Origin of the sequence: Domibacillus indicus (genome assembly GCF_000970685.1) — a bacterium.
In the GTDB taxonomy this organism is placed as follows: domain Bacteria; phylum Bacillota; class Bacilli; order Bacillales; family Domibacillaceae; genus Domibacillus; species Domibacillus indicus.
In genome coordinates this window covers 575,591-592,322 of the sequence record NZ_LAJB01000007.1, presented here as the reverse complement: position 1 = coordinate 592,322, position 16,732 = coordinate 575,591, and the positions used below count along the sequence as shown (strand labels likewise).

Below are 16,732 nucleotides of genomic sequence, written 5' to 3'. Positions count from 1 at the left end.
CAAAATGTCGAAAAAAATGAAAACAGAACCCGCCGTAAACACGGCAGCAGGGAATTTATTCAGGCACTAACACTTCAAATCCATCCAAATCTTTTTCAATAACTGCGTTTTTAGGGCAGGACAGAAGTGCTTTAATATAAAGAAAGTCGAACAAGCATATGCCTGTATGAAAAGCAGCAGCGATCGTAAAATAATGCAAGTAAGCCGGCCAGAGCATAGCACCAGCCGCCATAATCGGATTTATTACGAAAAACGGAAGGGATAAACAAACTAGAAACCGTTTTTTAGGCATTGGGCTGCGGATAACGACGCTGATAACCGGTAAGAAGGAATATTTTCGCTCCCAATTCACTTTCGGGCGGTAGCCAAGAACAGGAAAAAGGTGAAGCAATTTATGGAGCGGATAAATGATCAGGATTCCAGAAGCAAACCAGGAAAACCCATGAGCATGAAGCGGTTTTGAGTAATAAGACTGCATAAAGGAAAATGCAAGCAGGAATACGAGCATTGATGTTAGTAAAGAGAGAAAGAAAAGCTTATTATAACCATGGGTTTTTTCAAAATTATACATCCGCACGCATTTCATGAAAAAAAAGGACCTCCGTCGTTAAGGGATTGCTTACATAATTTACGACGGTGCCGGAGAAAAAGCAAGTATAATTTTTAGGAAATAAAAAACACCCGGCTGGCAGCCCGCTTATCCGGATGTTTGAGGACGTTCAGCCCTCTTCAGTTCTCTATTTTTTTCATCAAAATCCCGTTCAATATTATGGATAGATGTTTCGAAAATATCCATAAAGTCGTCTCCGTAAATATTTTTAATAATAGCCATCAGCTCGGCCAGATCCGGAAATTTCCCAAACAATTCACGAAGCGGCTCACTGCCGGAGAAAACAAGATTTGATTCAGGATCGTATTGTTCCATTAAATCAAAAATCAAGTTTTCGCCTGCCGGTGTAATTTCAATATACGTATTTCGCTTATCATCTTCTTTTTTAGAAAACGTCAGGAATCCGCGTTCTTCTAGTTTTTTAGAGAAGTTAAAAGCTGTCGATACGTGCATGACTCCGAAGTTAGCCACATCAGAAATAGAAGCTCCTTTTAAATGATGGGCAATCCATAAAATGTGATGTTCATTGATGTTTAAATCATAAGGCTTAATCCATCGCTGCCAGTCTTTTTCGACTGCCTTCCATAAAGCTTTTGAAAGCTGGGCCATTCGCTGGCTGAACATAAATGCTTCTTTCATTGTATATTGATGAGTCGACGCTGAGCCGTTTGCTTTATTAATATCTTCCACCTCAAATCTATTTTTATTGATTTATATTATGCCAATAAAATAAAAAAATAGAAAGAGGAAATTCACAAAAATTTAGAATAAGCTGAAAAATAAAAACAAACGGAAGGAAAACCTTCCGTAAGATTCGTTATTTGTCCGATGCAGGCGGCTGCGGCAGGGTTTCCTGTAAATCACCGACTGTTTTTTGTATGTTGGTGATTTCTTTTTGAAGTGTTTTAACGTTCGGGTCAATGCTTTCTTTCCAAAGCATAGCATTTGTTTTAATACTGTTTACTTTTTCCGGCACTTCTTGCTTTGCCGTTTCGACCAGACGTTTTACGGACTCTTTTACCTGGCCGGCATTGTCTTTGATTTCCATCGTTGCTAGTTTTGCTGATACCTGCTTGTCTTTTAAGTTAGCCCGTCTGTCCTGGCCGCTCATCGGCGTAGTTAACAGTGCAGCGGAAGCCCCGGCAGCAAGCCCGGCAGCAATTCCAGTAAAAAATGCTTTTTTGTTCATTTTTTCACCTCGTTAATCATTCCTATTTTTAGCCTGCATATATATATGATATCGTTCCCTAAAAAAGAAAGGAACAAACACATAAGAAGGAGACGATAGCATGCAGGGACTTATTTTTGCCCTTTTATCAAGTGGATTTATCTTATTTGCGAGCTCCCTTTATCATATGAAAGAAGCTCACAGAAGCAGAAACCACCTGCTGAAAAAGAGAGCAGGCCAGTTCAGCTTGATAAGCGTTTTATCCGTTATGGCAGCGATTCTGCTTTCTTATAGATGAGACCGGATTTCGGCGGCTATGCCTTCAAGGTCATGGCCGCTGTTGTTTTCTTTAAAAACAGGGTGGAAGCCATCTTCTGATCCGTAGCGCGGAATTAAATGAATGTGATAATGAAAAACCGTTTGGCCGGCAGTTTCACCGTTGTTGTTTAACAGGTTTAATCCTTTTGGCGAAAAAGCAGATTGAAGGGCGTCTGCTGTTTTTTTTACGGATTCAAAAAAAGGGCCGGCTGCCTCTGTCTCCAGCTCAAAAATATTCTCTTTATGTATCTTTGGAATAACAAGGGTATGGCCTTTTGTGACCTGGCTGATGTCTAAAAAAGCATATACGTTTTCATCTTCATATACTTTTGCGGATGGAATATCTCCATTGATGATTTTGCAAAAAATACAGTTATCCATAGTTTATCACTCCTTTTATATAATTGTACAAAAAGTGTAGCATACAATCTAAATGCAGGGAACTATGTGCTCCGGCCAGAATTTTGGTATGATACGTGTAACTATTGAGAGGAAAGGGCGTTTTCGAATGTCATTATTATCTGTGGAAAATATCACCGGCGGGTACACAAGGAAACCGGTGCTGCATGATGTGTCGTTTGAAGTGGGCAAAGGGCAGCTTGTCGGCCTTATCGGCTTAAACGGTGCCGGCAAAAGCACAGCCATCAAGCATATTATCGGCTTAATGGAACCGGTAAAGGGAAGCGTGAAAATTAATGGATTGACGCTTGAACAAAATCCTTCGGATTACCGCCGCCAATTTTCATTTGTGCCGGAAACACCGGTGCTGTACGATGAACTTACACTTGAGGAGCATATGCGTTTAACGGCATCAGCATATGGCCTGCCGGAACAAACATATAAAGAGCGGATTGATCCGCTGTTAAAAGAGTTTCGTCTTAATGAGAAGATGAAGTGGTTTCCTGCGCACTTTTCTAAAGGGATGAAACAAAAAGTCATGATCATGGGTGCTTTTTTAACAGAGCCCTCTCTTTATATCATTGATGAACCCTTTGTCGGGCTGGATCCGCTGGGCATCCGCTCGCTTCTTGATTTAATGAGTAAAATGAAAGAAAGCGGTGCTGGTATTTTAATGTCTACGCACATTTTGGCAACTGCTGAAAGATATTGTGACCGGTTTATCATTTTACACGACGGAAAAGTGCGGGCAAAAGGAACGATGGAAGAACTGCGCCGTGAGTTTGCCATGCCGGATGCCGCACTTGATGATATTTATGTGGAATTGACGAAGGAAGCGGTACGATGAAATTTTCAGTTAACGAGCTGTTCAAAGAACGATCATCCGCGTATTATGCAGAAATTCGCAAATATACACGCTATATGCTGAATGATCATTTGCTGTTTGTGCTTGTATTCGCGCTGGGAGCGCTTCTGTTTTACTACAGCGGCTGGGTAGAAACCATCGAAGAAGGTTTTCCAGCAGTACTTATTATGGCGGCTGTAATGGGGATTGTGCTGGCGTGGAGTCCTGTTTATACATATATAAAACGGCCGGATACCGTTTACTTACTTCCTCTCGAAAGTGAAATGAAGCCTTATTTTCGAAAAGCGGCCTGGACAAGCTTCGCGGCACAAAGCTATCTTTTAATCGCGCTTTTAGCCTTTGCTATGCCGATGTATGCAAAAGCAGAAGGCACGGGATTCGGCAATTTTTTTGTATTTTTGGGCGCGGTGCTCGCGGCAAAGCTGTGGAATTTATTTTGCCGGCTTGAAGCGTTAAATGTGCCGTCAAATGATGTGAGAATGGGCGATATGGCTATTCGTCTGCTTTTAAATGCCGCTTTTTTGTTTGCCGTTTTTTCTGCAGAGTATGGACTCGCAGGAATCGCTTTGTTATTCATGGTGTTTTGGATTTTCTACATGGGCCGCATTGGAAACAGGCCATTAAAATGGGAGCTGCTGGCTGATCTTGAAGAAAAAAGAATGGCTGCTTTTTACCGGCTCGCCAATATGTTTACCGATGTTCCTCATCTGCGTGGAACAGTAAAGCGGCGTGCGTGGCTTGATGGCCTGCTTCCTGGTTCTGAAAAGGGAACCTATACGTATTTGCTGGCCCGCACTTTTGTGCGCATGAGCGAATACAGCGGCCTGTTTGTCCGGCTCACGGCTATCAGCGCATTTATTATTGCCCTTAGCGGCCTGCTGCCGGTTCAGTTAATTGCTGCTCTCTTGTTTTTATACTTAACCGGTTTTCAGCTGCTGCCTATTTCAGCAAGGCATGGATATATTATCTGGCCCCGGCTGTATCCAGAAGGAGAAGAAGGAAAGAGCAGGGCGGTACAGAATCTGCTTATGAGAATTCTGCTGATTCAATCTATTGTGTTCGGTGTTTCAGCTTTATCGGCCGGATTGATGGAAGGAGCCATTGTCCTCGCCGCATCTGTTACTTTTACGCTTTTCTTCGTCTGGATATACGCACCTGCGCGGCTGAAGAAAATAAACCGTTTATAGGGGCGCTGGAGCAGCGGTTTAAGCAAATATGAAACTGGTAAAGCCAGAGGATGGCAGCCCATCCTCTGGCTTTTAGCTTTCGTTCGGAATCGTAAAGGTTGTGATATAAGAAGCGCCCGAAAAAATGTGAGGACGCTTATCCAGACCATTTTCTGTTCCGCGGTTTTTATGTGCCTGGTTGAAGGCATCAGAAGATTTCCAGTTTTCAAATGCTTTTGCATCTTCCCACTGCGTAAATATAACGTAGGTATCGGAATCAAGCGGCCGCAGCACACGAATGGATAAAAAACCGGATTCTTTTTCAATGGCGCCGGCCCGGTTTTTAAATCGGTGTTCAAACAGAGGGCGGCCTTCATCTGTAACAGGAATATTGTTTAAAACGACATAGCCGCGATCTGCAATAGCGCCGGACGCATCAACCACTTCATAGCGGCGTGGTGATTCAAAGACGCTCTTTCCATTCGTTTCGTGGACGAGTGCGGCTCCTTCTGTGCCATCCATCAGCACCATTTTTTCTGAGCCGTGCTTTTTTTGAATCGTTTTCAAAAAATCATACGTTCCCGTTGTAATAAATACATTCATCACTTATCACCTCAAGTAATAGTATATCTTTTTCTGTACCCGTCTTTCCAATTTCAACACATTCGTTTGGCAAATTTGCGAACAAAACATCCTTTTAGTGAAATGTACAGAACGGTAAGCTATAATAATCAATAGTAATTCTAATCTGTCATAGTTGAAAGGTGGCACCCAATCTATATGAGGCATTTGAACGATACATTCCTAAAAGCGGCAAGGGGCGAGAAAACCGATTATACGCCGGTCTGGTATATGCGCCAGGCGGGGCGTTCGCAGCCGGAATACCGAGAACTAAAAGAAAAGTATTCTTTATTTGAAATTACCCATCAGCCGGAAATCTGCGCTTATGTTACACGCCTTCCAGTTGAGCAATATGATGTAGATGCAGCGATTTTATATAAAGACATTATGTCGCCGCTTCCCTCTATCGGTGTGAATGTTGATATCAAATCTGGTATCGGCCCGGTTATCGAGAATCCAATCCGCTCGATGGCAGACGTGGAAAAGCTTGGCGAGATTGATCCGGAGAGCGACGTACCGTATGTTCTTGAAACAATCCGTCTCTTAACAGAAGAGCAGCTTAACGTGCCGCTTATTGGATTTGCCGGTGCTCCGTTTACGCTGGCAAGCTATATGATCGAAGGCGGTCCCTCTAAAAATTATAATAAAACAAAAGCGTTTATGTATGCAGAGCCAAAAGCCTGGTTTGCTTTAATGGATAAATTAGCAGATATGACAGTTACATACGTCCGCTCCCAGGTGAAAGCGGGTGCCAGAGCGGTACAGATCTTTGATTCATGGGTCGGAGCTTTAAATGTAGCAGATTACCGTATATTCATTAAGCCGGTAATGGAGCGTATTTTTAGCGAACTGCGCTCAGAAAATGTGCCGCTTATTATGTTTGGTGTAGGTGCGAGCCATCTGGCAAAGGAATGGCACGACCTGCCGCTTGATGTAGTCGGGTTGGATTGGCGTATGCAAATTTCAGAAGCACGGGATATAGGCTTGACGAAAACATTGCAGGGGAATCTGGATCCGGCCATTCTGCTCGCTCCATGGGAGGTTATTGAAGAACGGGCAAAAGCCATACTGGATCAGGGTATGGCCTCTCCAGGCCACATTTTTAACCTGGGGCATGGAGTGTTTCCGGAAGTAAACCCGGACACTTTAAAACGCCTCACTGCTTTTGTTCATGAATACACAGCCAGATAAACATACTAGTTAAAGAATCATTTTTTACAATTTAAAGCAAGCAATGAATTAAATGAGGTGGATAAGCATGGCAAAAAAAACAATGGGCCTTCTTGTAATGGCTTATGGGACGCCATACAAAGAAGAAGATATTGAACGGTATTACACACACATTCGTCACGGCCGCAAGCCGTCCGAGGAAGCTCTTGAAGATTTGCGCAGCCGTTATGAAGCAATTGGCGGTATTTCACCGCTTGCGAAAATTACTCAGGAGCAGGCGCAGGGGCTGACTGACTTTTTAAATGAAACACAGCAGGATATCGAATTTAAGCTTTATATCGGCTTAAAGCACATTGAACCATTTATTGAAGATGCTGTTTATCAAATGAAAGAAGACGGCATCGAAGAGGCGGTTTCCATCGTTCTTGCACCGCATTTCTCTACGTTCAGCGTAAAATCATATAATGAGCGGGCGGCGGAAGAATCAGCAAAAATTGACGGGCCTGCGATCACATCGGTTGAAAGCTGGTACCGCGAGCCGAAATTTATCCAGTACTGGTCTGAACAAATAAAGAGAACTGTTGACACAATGACAGAAGAAGAAAAACAGAAGTTTGTTTTAATCGTATCGGCGCACAGCCTGCCGGAGAAAATTATTGCAGCAGGTGATCCATATCCACAGCAATTAAAAGAAACGGCGGATCTGCTTGCAGAAGCAGCGGGCGTTAAACATTACGCAGTCGGCTGGCAAAGTGCCGGCAACACACCGGAGCCCTGGATTGGACCGGACGTACAGGATTTAACGCGTGATCTTTATGAGCAAGATGGGTACAAAGCGTTTGTATACGTACCGGCCGGGTTTGTGGCTGATCATCTAGAAGTATTGTTTGACAACGATTACGAATGTAAAGTCGTAACAGATGACATTGGTGCCGGCTACTACCGTCCGCCAATGCCAAATGCACGTCCCGAATTTATCGAGGCGCTTGGAGACGTAGTTCTCAAGCATTTAAAAGAGAAAGGGAAATGATAAGATAAATCCCGCCTTTTTGGCGGGATTTTTTGTTGACAAACAAACGAAGCAGGAATAAACTATCGTTAGAACTAAATGACCAAAACATTATTTTGGTCAAAAAGAGGTGGTTGAATGGTGTCTGGCCGAAAAAAAGACATTATTGAAGCAGCGACAAAGTCGTTTACTATGTTCGGCTATAAGGCAACGACGATGGATCAGGTAGCCAGGCTTGCGAATGTTGGCAAAGGAACGATTTATACTTTTTTTAAAAACAAAGAAGAGTTGTTTGAAGATATATTAACAACATTAATTCAAGAGATGAAGGAAGCAGCGGAAGCAGTGATCAAACCGGATGCTTCTTTTCATGAAAATGTGCACCGGGCCCTGTTTGAAATTTTAGCTTTTCGGACAAAACATCAGCTCGCTGTAAAGCTGTTTCAGGAAGAAAAAGAAATGGGAACGCCTGCTGTAGCAGAAGCGTTAAAAAAAATGGAAGATGCAATTGTCAGTTATATCGCTGCACAAGCAAAAGAAGCAATGGAGCGAAAAGAGATTCAAGAAACAGACCCTGAACTTGCAGCGTTCATTATGCTGAAATTGTATGTAACGCTTGTCGCAGACTGGGAACGGCGCGGCCATGCGCTTACAAAAGAAGAAATCGCACAAACATTTGAATTATATGTATTTAAGGGAATGGCCCGGTAAGGGTCTTTCTTTTTTCATTAAATTGACTAAATGAACAAACCGGTCACTAAGGAGGTAATAAAGATGTTTCGGAAAGAACTAAAAGAAATCGTTGGAAATCGGATGCTCATTATTTCAATTATTGCAGTAATGATGATTCCTCTTTTATACTCCGGCGTTTTTTTATGGGCATTTTGGGATCCATACGGCCATTTGAACCAGCTGCCGGTTGCCGTTGTGAATAATGACAAAGGAGCGGAATTTGAAGGAGAGAAACTCAACATCGGGAAGGAGCTGCAAAAGGAGCTTAAGAAAAGTGATGATTTTGCTTTTGACACCGTTACAAAACAAGAGGCATCAGCCGGTTTAAAGCAGCAGAAATATTATCTGATGATCGAAATACCGGAAAACTTTTCAAACAATGCCACAACGCTGCTGGATGATAATCCTGAAAAACTTGAATTAATCTATACACCCAATGAAAGCTATAATTTTATTTCTTCGCAAATCGGCCAGTCGGCCATAAAAGAAATTCGGACATCTATTCAAAAGGATGTCACCAAAACATATGCCAAAACCATGTTTGACACGGTCAAAAAAATGAGCGAGGGATATTTGGAAGCAGGAAATGGGGCCGGGAAGCTTGATGAAGGAGCGGTAAAAATAAAAGATGGAACAGCCCAATTAAAAGAAAAGCTGGAATCATTGGCGGACAGCTCGGTTTCTTTTGCTTCAGGGGTGGAACAAGCAGGTACAGGCTCTAAAGAAGTAGCGGACGGAGCGGCTGCTCTTTCTAAAGGAATAGGCCAGCTTTCAGACGGACAGGCGAAGCTTGCAGAAGGAGGAGAGCAGCTTAAGGACGGGACTGATCAGCTTGTAACAGGCGCGGCTGAACTTCAAGACGGATTATCGTCGGCGAATGAAAGCATGCCAGAGCTGCTTGATGGAACCGCCGCGGCAAAAAGCGGTGTAGACCAGTTCCATGAGCAAATTCCTGCTTTAGCAGATGGAACAGCTTCTCTTTCCTCAGGAGCCGGCGAGTTAACTGAAGGCATGGGGCAATTTGAAACGGAATTGAAAAGCCAAATTGCAGCTGCTCAAAAAACACAGATGGAGCAGCTGATGCCAATGCTGTCACAGGTGATGACAAAAGAACAGCTTGCTGAACTCCAGAAAGACATGGCCGCCCAGCAAGAGGAATTAAACACCGGCATTTCAGCTGGATTTGATCAACTGCAGGACGGAAGCAGCCAGATTGCAACAGGGGCTGATGAAATAAATAAAGCAGTTTCCGGCTCAATGGCGGAAAAAATGGAAGAACTTTCAAAAGGTCTTGGGCAAATTCAATCCGGCCAGGAGCAGCTTCAAATAGGTCTTGGAGATTTGGCAGAAGGAGCCGGAAAGCTGTATAACGGTACAACAAATCTTCAAACAGGAGAGGAAACGCTGCTGTCCGGCTTGAATACGATCAGCGAAAAAACAGCTGAAGCGAAAACCGGGGCTGACTCTCTTGCAAAAGGTGCGGATGATCTTTTTTCCGGCTTAGCAGAGCTCACAGACGGATCTCACCAATTATCGGATGGTGCAGGCAAGCTTGTCTCCGGTTCAGAGAAGCTTACTAAAGGCTCAGAGGAGCTGGAAAAAGGAACAAAAGAATTGCAGACGGAATTAGCAAAAGCCGCCGATGAATCAGGAGAAGTAAAAGCGGATGATCAGACGTATGACATGGTAGCAGATCCAGTTCAGATAGATAAAAAAGCGTTCCATGAAGTGCCGAATTACGGTACGGGCATGGCTCCTTATATGCTGTCGCTCGGGTTATTCGTCGGTGCGATTATGCTGACCATCATTTTCCCGCTGAAAGACACGCCTGAACGGCCAAAAAGCGGTCTTGCGTGGTATGCCGGCAAGCTTGGCGTCTTTTTACTGGTCGGTTTGTGCCAGGCTGCAGCAGCAACTCTTTTCCTGCTTGCCGTTCTTCAGTTAGAGGTGCAAAGCGTTCCGCGCTTTTTCCTTCTGGCTTTTATTGCCAGTGCGTCTTTTATGACACTTATTCAAATGCTTGCAACCATTCTTGGAAATCCTGGCCGGTTTATTGCGGTGCTTATTTTAATCAGCCAGCTGACAGCAAGCGGCGGAACGTTTCCGCTGGAATTGATTCCAAAACCGCTTCAGCATATTACGAGTATTCTGCCGATGGCTTATTCGATCAAGGGATTCAGGGCGGTTATTTCAAGCGGCGATTATTCGTTTATGTGGCAGAATACTGCTGTTCTGATCGGCTTTGCGTTATTCAACATAATGGTGACAGCCATTTACTTCCGCGCCCAGTTTAAAAAGCAATACGGACGGCTCGAAGCTGCATAGAACAGCTTCAGCCGTTTTTTTGAAAAATTTTCACACTTATTTCACACCCATTCATTATAATTAAAGACATAATGGGAGGGGTGCGTGGTTGAAAAAAATCATGTTGGCGGTGTTTTTTTTGCTTTCCGGCTGCAGCCCGGCAGCATTTGAACCGGTACAGAGCAATACGTTTGCCGCAGTATTAACCTTGCAGGAGCCGGGCCTTACTTTTGTGAATGAGCGGGGTAAGGTGCTTGCTGAATGGGCACTTGATGAGCTGTACACAGGCGGGCTCTTGTTTAATGAGACTATTCTCTTATATGGAGCAGAGCTCGATCATGCCGTCTTGTATTCAGTAAAAACAGGAAAAGAGCTGGGGAAATGGCCGGTGCCGCTGGGTGTTACTGGAGCCGCTTTTATCAATGAAACAAAGGAAGTTGCTTTTTCAGTGAAAAAGGATGGAACGGTTCACTTTTTTAACAGCAGGGGCCGGGAAACGGCAAAAGTTAAAACAGGAAGTTATCCGCAGACAATGCTTGAGTATAAAGAAAAATTGTATGTTATTAATTATCAGGATACAGTGCTTTCAGAAATTGAAGTTCATTCACACCAGGTGGACCGGACATTTGCCATTCCGACATCATCGGCCGGTTTAGCCGTGAATACCGCAAAAGAAGAGATTTGGGTTGGCGGGCATGGATATGGGGCAGAAGCCGGAGAGACCATCCATGTTTATTCGCTGCGCACAGGCTCGCTTACTGCAACTGTAGATGCGCCGGTGATGCCGACTGCTTTTGCGGAAAAAGATGGTTATGTATACGCGGCAAGCCATGGATCTAATAACTTGTATGCGTTTAACTCCGAACGAAAAAATACTGCAAAAACAGAAGCGCCGGCGAATCCTTTTTCCGTTGCTGTGCTTGGGGATTGCATCGTTTCTGCCGGATATGACAGTGGTACGATTTCTTTTTACAAAAAACGGACGCTTGAGAAAACAAAAACAATTGATATTGGCAAAGGACCATTTATGATTTTTGTAAAAGAAGGTGAATAACATGCCTCATCTGTTAATAGTAGATGATGAACAGGATATGATTGATTTAGTGACAATGTATATGGAGAATGCCGGATACACGGTCAGCTCAGCGTTAAATGGAGAAGAAGCGGAGACAAAGCTGAAAGAAGACCGGCCCGATCTTATTCTTTTAGATTTAATGATGCCGGGCCGCGATGGATTTGCAGTAGGAGAATCGATTCGTTCTTACAGCGACGTACCAATTATTTTTTTAACGGCCCGCGGTGAGGAATGGGATAAAGTCCGGGCCTTTTCGCTTGGAGGCGATGACTATATTGTTAAACCTTTTTCTCCAGGCGAAATGACTGCACGCATTCAAGCGGTTCTGCGCCGCTTTGGCAGGGTGGAAGAAAAAAAGGAAATGATCCGCTATCAAACCCTCGCGATTGATGTGCATTCCCGGACAGTCAGAGTAGAAGGGTCAGGGGTTCAGCTTACAATGAAGGAATTCGATCTGCTGGTGCTTCTTGCAAAAAAACGGGGCCGGATTTTTTCGCGGGAAGAGCTGCTTGAAGCTGTATGGGGAGCAGAATACAGGGGAGGAACCCGGACGGTTGATACACATATTAAAACACTTCGGATGAAGCTTAAGAATGAAGGAGCCTCCATTGAAACGGTCTGGGGAATCGGTTATAAATTTGTGGATGGCGCTGTATGACCTTTGGGAAAAAATTATGGATGACGCTGTTTATTTTTTCCATTATAGCAGTGGGCGCCGCTTTTGGGCTTGCTTATATCCTTTATGAGAAACTGTATGTAGAGAGTGTGAAATCCGAGCTTGTGGAAGCGGCCGAGAACCTTTCAGCGGATTACAGCGGCGGCGATCTGGATAAAGAATTTGTGAAGCAGGTGAATTGGTTCAGCGAGAAGTCTTCTTTTGAAGCATTTGCCGTCCACAATCCAAGGGAACTCGCTGCCTGTATTCCGTATGAAGCAGACTACGAGACATTAATCGGTCCTGAAGAACGGGAGAAGCTTCTTAAAAACGAAATGATCGAGAAAACCGGCCATTCGGACCGGTTTAACCGGCAAATTATCTCGGTTATTTATCCGCTTTTGGATGACCAGCAATTAAAAGGTATTATTTATTTATATATACCGCTTGAGAGAATTGATGAGCTGGTTTCGAGTCTGATTATGTTTTGGGCGGCTGGAGCGGTTTTATTGATGACCCTTCTTTTGTATGGGGGGCTGAAATGGAGCCGGTATGTTACAAAGCCGCTCGAAAACATGAAAAATACAGCAGTCCGGTTATCAAAAGGCGATTATAAAGCGCGTGTGCCGGCCGCGGGTGAGGATGAGTTTGGACAGCTTGCCCAAACATTTAATGAGATGGCAGAGGCTATTGAAAAAGAAGATGAACAGCGTAAAACATTTCTTGCCACAATTTCTCATGAATTGCGAACGCCGCTCAGCTATATAAAAGGATACAGTGAAGCAGCCATTAATGGTATTGGAAATTCAAAACACCAGCTTTCCATTATTTATCGTGAAGCAGTACGAATGGAGCGGCTTGTGAATGACCTGCTGGAGTTAATCCGTCTTGATTCAGGAAAAATGCATATGGAGAAAACATTTCTTCCGCTTGCTGATCTTGTGTATCGGACGACAGATATCTTTCGCCTGAAGCATGACAGCTTTGAGCTCGATGTGGATGAAGAAATCATTGTGAACGGCGATGAAGACAGGTTAAGCCAGGTCATGACAAATATTTTAGATAACGCCGTGCGTTACTCAGAAAAAAACAAACCCATTTACATTACATTAAAACGAGAAGAAAATGATGTTAAGTGGATCGTACGCGACACAGGAGCCGGCATGCCGGAAGAGGAAATTCCGCAAATCACAAATCAATTTTACCGGATTAATAAAGCACGGACCCGGCAGGATGGCGGATCAGGACTTGGCCTGTCAATTGTAAAGCAAATTGTTGAAAAGCATGGCGGTAAACTGCTAATTGAGAGTAAAGCCGGGGCAGGAACAACGGTCACTGTTATACTGCCAGCGCTCACTGAAGGAGGAGGAGAAAAGTGAAAAAACAAATAATCTGGTTAGTGGCGGGGCTGGTGTTTATGCTTGCAGCATGTACATCGGAAAAAGAGCAGGCGGCCAATAAGCCAACGGAGCCAATTGAAGCATTGCTTAATGTGCCGGAACGCGCAGGCCTGGGTGAAGAAATAACGCTTTCCACAAAAGTTACGCAAAATGGAGAGCCTGTTAATGATGCAGATGAAGTGAAATATGAAATATGGAAAGACGGTTCTAAAGAAAACAGTGAAATGGTTGAGGCGTCTTTAAAAGAAAACGGGGTTTACACAGCTTCTAAAATATTTGAGGAAGAAGCAGCTTATCATGTACAGGTACATGTAACAGCACGAAATCTTCATACGATGCCAAAATCAGTTATTGCAATTGGAAATGCGGCTGTACCGGCCGAGGAAGAGGAAACAACAGAACAGGATATGGAATCAATGGATCATTAAAAACCCGCCGGCAGCTTTAGCCGGCGGGTTTTTATAGTCATAAATCCTTTGAAGTACAGTCAGTACATACATTGCTGTAGCAGTCATGCTGCTCTTCGATATGTGAGCCGCAGCTTGCACATTGTTTAGCAGGAAGGTTTTTGAAGAATTCAACGATGTTTGTAAGCATATTATCCTCTCCTTTGTTATATAACTGTTCTTGTTGTTATTTATATTGTATTATAACAGTTATTAGTCGTCAACTATTTTCTGAATATTAATTTTACTTTTTTGGAATTAGGGAATAAGATAAACAAACAGAAAGGAGCAACAAATAATGAATGTGACAATACTCGGCTGCTGGGGAGGATTCCCGAAAGTGAATGAAGCGAGCAGCGGTTATTTAATTGAACAGGACGGTTTTAAATTGCTTGTAGACTGTGGCAGTGCGGTTTTATCAAAATTGCAAAATCATTTAAAGCCGGCCCAATTGAACGCGGTCATTGTTTCTCATTACCACGCTGATCATATAGCGGATATCGGCGTGCTGCAGCATGCACTGCTGATTGATTCATTTACAGATAAAACAAAAAGCGAGACACTTCCAATTTACGGGCATGATGAAGATGAAGGGTTTCAGGCACTAACATACAAAAATATAACAAAAGGAATCGCTTATGATCCGGAAAAAGAGCTGAAAACCGGACCCTTTTCTATTTCCTTTTTTAAAACCGATCATCCGGCACCCTGTTATGCAATGAAAATAAAAACAGAAAATGATACAGTTGTATACACAGCGGATACTGCTTACAGCGAAGAGCTTTCTTCTTTTGCCCGGGGAGCGGATGTGCTGCTGGCTGAGAGTAATTTTTATAAGGGAATGGACGGGGCATCAGCCGGCCACATGACGTCTGAACAAGCAGGAAGAATAGCGAGGGAAGCTTCCATAAATACACTGGTACTAACGCACCTGCCCCACTTCGGGAATTTGGAGCAGCTTGTCAGTGAAGCATCTGAACAGTTTGATGGGACAATTTTACTTGCAGCAGAAAATATGGAAATAGGATTATAAATACAGGATTTCCCGAAAGCCGGCCTCCCGCTGCTTTAGCTTCTTAACAGTTTTTAAGCTGCGGGTTGCGGCTTTTTTTTATGCATTGTATAATGGAAAGGAAATGAATGGTTATTCATTTTGGGGAGGGAATAGGAAAATGAATATATCGCTGGCATTGGAAGAGGCTGCTTCAGCTTATGCAAATAAAAAAGCGTATACGTTTCTGGATACATCCGCTACATATGGAGAACTGAATGAAGCAGTCACCCGATTTGCTGCCGGCCTGCAGTCGCTTGGGCTTCAAAAAGGAGATCATATTGCTTTATTGCTTGGCAATTCCCCACAATTTATTGTGGCGTTATATGGAGCACTTAGAGCGGGCTTAACCAGTATTCCTGTAAACCCTGTTTATACGCCAGACGAGCTCCGCTACATTTTGCAAAAGGGTGATGTAAAAGCCGTTATTACAATGGGTTCGCTGATTCCTGTCCTGGAAAACATGCATAAAGACCTTCCATCTATTAGCCATTACATTGTATGTGAATCAGGAGATGAACAAGCAAAGGAAAGTCTGCAGGCTTCATTTTTTATCTATCCTAAATTGAAAACGTTTTCCGAGTTATTAAGCACTACTGGAAATGTGCTTCCCTCTCATATTGATGAAGATGATACAGCAGTTATTTTATATACTTCTGGAACTACAGGCAAGCCAAAGGGTGCGATGCTTACACACAAAAACATTTATTCGAATGCACGGGACATTGCTGATTATTTATCAATTACAGAACAAGATAGAGTTATAACGGTTCTCCCGATGTTCCATGTATTCTGTTTAACGGTTGTTTTGAATGCGCCTATTATCAGCGGGGCAAGGATGATTATTTTGCCCGCTTTTAGTCCAAAAGAAGTGTTTAAAGCAGCGAAAGAAAAAAAAGCTACGATTTTTGCCGGTGTGCCTACCATGTATAACTTTCTATTTCAGTTTCCAGAAGCAGATCCTGCTGATTTCTCATCGATCCGTCTTTGCGTCTCTGGAGGCGCATCTATGCCGGTTTCTTTGTTAGAACAGTTTGAACAGAAATTCAATGTTCAGATTTCGGAAGGATACGGATTATCAGAGGCCAGCCCGGTTACAACATTTAATCCGCTGGATCGGCCGCGCAAAGCGGGTTCGATTGGATGTTCCATTTCTAATGTAGAAAACAAAATCGTTAATGAACTGGGAGAAGAAGCTGGAAACGGCCAAATTGGAGAATTGATTGTAAAAGGGCCTAACGTAATGAAAGGATACTATAAAATGCCGGAGGAAACAGCTGCTGCTATTCGGAACGGCTGGCTTTATACGGGCGACCTGGCATATCGGGATAATGAAGGATATTTCCATATTGTAGACCGAAAAAAGGATCTAATCATCGTGGGAGGCTATAATGTATACCCGCGTGAAGTAGAAGAAGTGCTGTATGGGCATGAAAAAATAATAGAGACAGCTGTGCTTGGCGCACCTGATCCAGATTATGGAGAAGCAGTGCTTGCTTTTGTTGTTCAAAGGGGAGATTCGCTTACAGAGGAAGACATCCGACTGTATTGCAGTGAACGGCTTGCCTCATACAAGGTGCCGAAATCTATTGAATTTTTACAGGAGCTTCCTAAAAATACAACTGGAAAAATTTTAAGAAGATCTTTAAAAGAACAAATCGTGCGGAAACCATAAAGAGAGCGCGTGCTGAAACAAAGCACGGGCTTTTTTAATATTGTCCCCATAAAAACAAAGGGGTATAA

At 43.4% G+C, this 16,732-nt stretch carries 19 protein-coding genes; 13 read left to right on the top strand and 6 right to left on the bottom strand.

Going from position 1 to position 16,732, the window contains the following annotated elements; genetic code table 11:
- Positions 1-55: 55 nt before the first annotated feature.
- The 3 genes from VP98_RS11085 to VP98_RS11075 all read right to left on the bottom strand — a co-directional run bounded on the left by VP98_RS11085 (position 56) and on the right by VP98_RS11075 (position 1,799).
- Positions 56-586, bottom strand: coding sequence for a DUF3267 domain-containing protein (locus VP98_RS11085; protein ID WP_046175414.1), 531 nt, complete (start codon positions 584-586; stop codon positions 56-58).
- Between the two features lie 111 nt (positions 587-697).
- The gene (locus VP98_RS11080; RefSeq protein WP_269431502.1) at positions 698-1,300 is read right to left on the bottom strand and encodes an HTH-type transcriptional regulator Hpr; all 603 of its coding nucleotides are present in this window, start codon (positions 1,298-1,300) and stop codon (positions 698-700) included.
- A 127-nt stretch (positions 1,301-1,427) separates the two neighbouring features.
- Positions 1,428-1,799 carry a YtxH domain-containing protein gene (locus VP98_RS11075; protein ID WP_046175413.1) on the bottom strand — a complete coding sequence of 124 codons (372 nt, stop codon included), beginning with the start codon at positions 1,797-1,799 and terminating at the stop codon, positions 1,428-1,430.
- A 100-nt stretch (positions 1,800-1,899) separates the two neighbouring features.
- Here VP98_RS11075 and VP98_RS18920 point away from each other — a divergent pair, with 100 nt between their 5' ends.
- Positions 1,900-2,076 carry a hypothetical protein gene (locus VP98_RS18920; RefSeq protein ID WP_156151370.1) on the top strand — a complete coding sequence of 59 codons (177 nt, stop codon included), beginning with the start codon at positions 1,900-1,902 and terminating at the stop codon, positions 2,074-2,076.
- On the opposite strand, the gene VP98_RS11070 is transcribed toward VP98_RS18920, so the two are convergent.
- Positions 2,067-2,477 carry an HIT family protein gene (locus VP98_RS11070; RefSeq protein ID WP_046175412.1) on the bottom strand — a complete coding sequence of 137 codons (411 nt, stop codon included), beginning with the start codon at positions 2,475-2,477 and terminating at the stop codon, positions 2,067-2,069. The two genes, VP98_RS18920 and VP98_RS11070, sit on opposite strands and share 10 nt — an antisense overlap.
- A gap of 127 nt (positions 2,478-2,604) precedes the next feature.
- On the opposite strand from VP98_RS11070, the gene VP98_RS11065 reads away from it, so the two are divergent.
- Positions 2,605-3,342, top strand: a complete 738-nt coding sequence (locus VP98_RS11065) for an ABC transporter ATP-binding protein (RefSeq protein WP_046175411.1) — start codon at positions 2,605-2,607, stop codon at positions 3,340-3,342.
- On the top strand, positions 3,339-4,547 hold the full coding sequence (locus VP98_RS11060) for an ABC transporter permease (protein ID WP_046175410.1): 1,209 nt from the start codon (positions 3,339-3,341) through the stop codon (positions 4,545-4,547). The genes VP98_RS11065 and VP98_RS11060 overlap by 4 nt, the downstream gene beginning before the upstream one ends.
- 72 nt (positions 4,548-4,619) lie before the next feature.
- On the opposite strand, the gene VP98_RS11055 is transcribed toward VP98_RS11060, so the two are convergent.
- Positions 4,620-5,129, bottom strand: a complete 510-nt coding sequence (locus VP98_RS11055; RefSeq protein ID WP_046175409.1) for an antibiotic biosynthesis monooxygenase family protein — start codon at positions 5,127-5,129, stop codon at positions 4,620-4,622.
- Positions 5,130-5,306: 177 nt separating this feature from the next.
- Between VP98_RS11055 and hemE the strand changes: the two genes are divergently transcribed.
- The 8 genes from hemE to VP98_RS11015 all read left to right on the top strand — a co-directional run bounded on the left by hemE (position 5,307) and on the right by VP98_RS11015 (position 13,920).
- Positions 5,307-6,338, top strand: a complete 1,032-nt coding sequence (gene hemE, locus VP98_RS11050) for a uroporphyrinogen decarboxylase (protein ID WP_046175408.1) — start codon at positions 5,307-5,309, stop codon at positions 6,336-6,338.
- 67 nt (positions 6,339-6,405) lie between these two features.
- Positions 6,406-7,347: a ferrochelatase gene (gene hemH, locus VP98_RS11045; protein WP_046175407.1), complete on the top strand. Its 942-nt coding sequence runs from the start codon at positions 6,406-6,408 to the stop codon at positions 7,345-7,347.
- A 117-nt stretch (positions 7,348-7,464) separates the two neighbouring features.
- A complete protein-coding gene (locus VP98_RS11040; RefSeq protein ID WP_046175406.1) occupies positions 7,465-8,037 on the top strand; it encodes a TetR/AcrR family transcriptional regulator in 573 nt (190 codons plus the stop codon).
- Positions 8,038-8,100: 63 nt separating this feature from the next.
- Entirely contained in the window at positions 8,101-10,383 is a 2,283-nt protein-coding gene (locus tag VP98_RS11035; protein ID WP_052712217.1) for a YhgE/Pip family protein, read from the top strand.
- Between the two features lie 88 nt (positions 10,384-10,471).
- Positions 10,472-11,416, top strand: coding sequence for a YncE family protein (locus tag VP98_RS11030; RefSeq protein WP_046175404.1), 945 nt, complete (start codon positions 10,472-10,474; stop codon positions 11,414-11,416).
- A gap of 1 nt (position 11,417) precedes the next feature.
- Positions 11,418-12,095 carry a response regulator transcription factor gene (locus tag VP98_RS11025; protein WP_046175403.1) on the top strand — a complete coding sequence of 226 codons (678 nt, stop codon included), beginning with the start codon at positions 11,418-11,420 and terminating at the stop codon, positions 12,093-12,095.
- Positions 12,092-13,471 carry a sensor histidine kinase gene (locus VP98_RS11020; RefSeq protein WP_046175402.1) on the top strand — a complete coding sequence of 460 codons (1,380 nt, stop codon included), beginning with the start codon at positions 12,092-12,094 and terminating at the stop codon, positions 13,469-13,471. Before VP98_RS11025 ends, VP98_RS11020 begins: the two co-directional genes overlap by 4 nt.
- The gene (locus VP98_RS11015) at positions 13,468-13,920 is read left to right on the top strand and encodes a FixH family protein (RefSeq protein WP_052712216.1); all 453 of its coding nucleotides are present in this window, start codon (positions 13,468-13,470) and stop codon (positions 13,918-13,920) included. Before VP98_RS11020 ends, VP98_RS11015 begins: the two co-directional genes overlap by 4 nt.
- Positions 13,921-13,957: 37 nt before the next feature.
- Here the strand turns inward: VP98_RS11015 and yhfH are convergent, their stop codons facing one another.
- Positions 13,958-14,089 carry a protein YhfH gene (gene yhfH, locus VP98_RS18585; protein ID WP_082087915.1) on the bottom strand — a complete coding sequence of 44 codons (132 nt, stop codon included), beginning with the start codon at positions 14,087-14,089 and terminating at the stop codon, positions 13,958-13,960.
- Positions 14,090-14,236: 147 nt separating this feature from the next.
- On the opposite strand from yhfH, the gene VP98_RS11010 reads away from it, so the two are divergent.
- Together VP98_RS11010 and VP98_RS11005 are read left to right on the top strand one after the other, a co-directional pair.
- On the top strand, positions 14,237-14,971 hold the full coding sequence (locus VP98_RS11010; RefSeq protein WP_046175401.1) for an MBL fold metallo-hydrolase: 735 nt from the start codon (positions 14,237-14,239) through the stop codon (positions 14,969-14,971).
- A gap of 139 nt (positions 14,972-15,110) precedes the next feature.
- Positions 15,111-16,664 carry a fatty acid--CoA ligase family protein gene (locus VP98_RS11005; protein ID WP_046175400.1) on the top strand — a complete coding sequence of 518 codons (1,554 nt, stop codon included), beginning with the start codon at positions 15,111-15,113 and terminating at the stop codon, positions 16,662-16,664.
- Positions 16,665-16,732 lie beyond the last annotated feature (68 nt).

Coding starts and splice junctions, on each gene's coding strand:
- VP98_RS11085 (WP_046175414.1), bottom strand. CDS start 586: ATGAAATGCGTGCGGATGTATAATTTTGAAAAAACCCATGGTTATAAT.
- VP98_RS11075 (WP_046175413.1), bottom strand. CDS start 1,799: ATGAACAAAAAAGCATTTTTTACTGGAATTGCTGCCGGGCTTGCTGCC.
- VP98_RS18920 (WP_156151370.1), top strand. CDS start 1,900: ATGCAGGGACTTATTTTTGCCCTTTTATCAAGTGGATTTATCTTATTT.
- VP98_RS11070 (WP_046175412.1), bottom strand. CDS start 2,477: ATGGATAACTGTATTTTTTGCAAAATCATCAATGGAGATATTCCATCC.
- VP98_RS11065 (WP_046175411.1), top strand. CDS start 2,605: ATGTCATTATTATCTGTGGAAAATATCACCGGCGGGTACACAAGGAAA.
- VP98_RS11060 (WP_046175410.1), top strand. CDS start 3,339: ATGAAATTTTCAGTTAACGAGCTGTTCAAAGAACGATCATCCGCGTAT.
- VP98_RS11055 (WP_046175409.1), bottom strand. CDS start 5,129: ATGAATGTATTTATTACAACGGGAACGTATGATTTTTTGAAAACGATT.
- hemE (WP_046175408.1), top strand. CDS start 5,307: ATGAGGCATTTGAACGATACATTCCTAAAAGCGGCAAGGGGCGAGAAA.
- hemH (WP_046175407.1), top strand. CDS start 6,406: ATGGCAAAAAAAACAATGGGCCTTCTTGTAATGGCTTATGGGACGCCA.
- VP98_RS11040 (WP_046175406.1), top strand. CDS start 7,465: ATGGTGTCTGGCCGAAAAAAAGACATTATTGAAGCAGCGACAAAGTCG.
- VP98_RS11035 (WP_052712217.1), top strand. CDS start 8,101: ATGTTTCGGAAAGAACTAAAAGAAATCGTTGGAAATCGGATGCTCATT.
- VP98_RS11025 (WP_046175403.1), top strand. CDS start 11,418: ATGCCTCATCTGTTAATAGTAGATGATGAACAGGATATGATTGATTTA.
- VP98_RS11020 (WP_046175402.1), top strand. CDS start 12,092: ATGACCTTTGGGAAAAAATTATGGATGACGCTGTTTATTTTTTCCATT.
- yhfH (WP_082087915.1), bottom strand. CDS start 14,089: ATGCTTACAAACATCGTTGAATTCTTCAAAAACCTTCCTGCTAAACAA.
- VP98_RS11010 (WP_046175401.1), top strand. CDS start 14,237: ATGAATGTGACAATACTCGGCTGCTGGGGAGGATTCCCGAAAGTGAAT.
- VP98_RS11005 (WP_046175400.1), top strand. CDS start 15,111: ATGAATATATCGCTGGCATTGGAAGAGGCTGCTTCAGCTTATGCAAAT.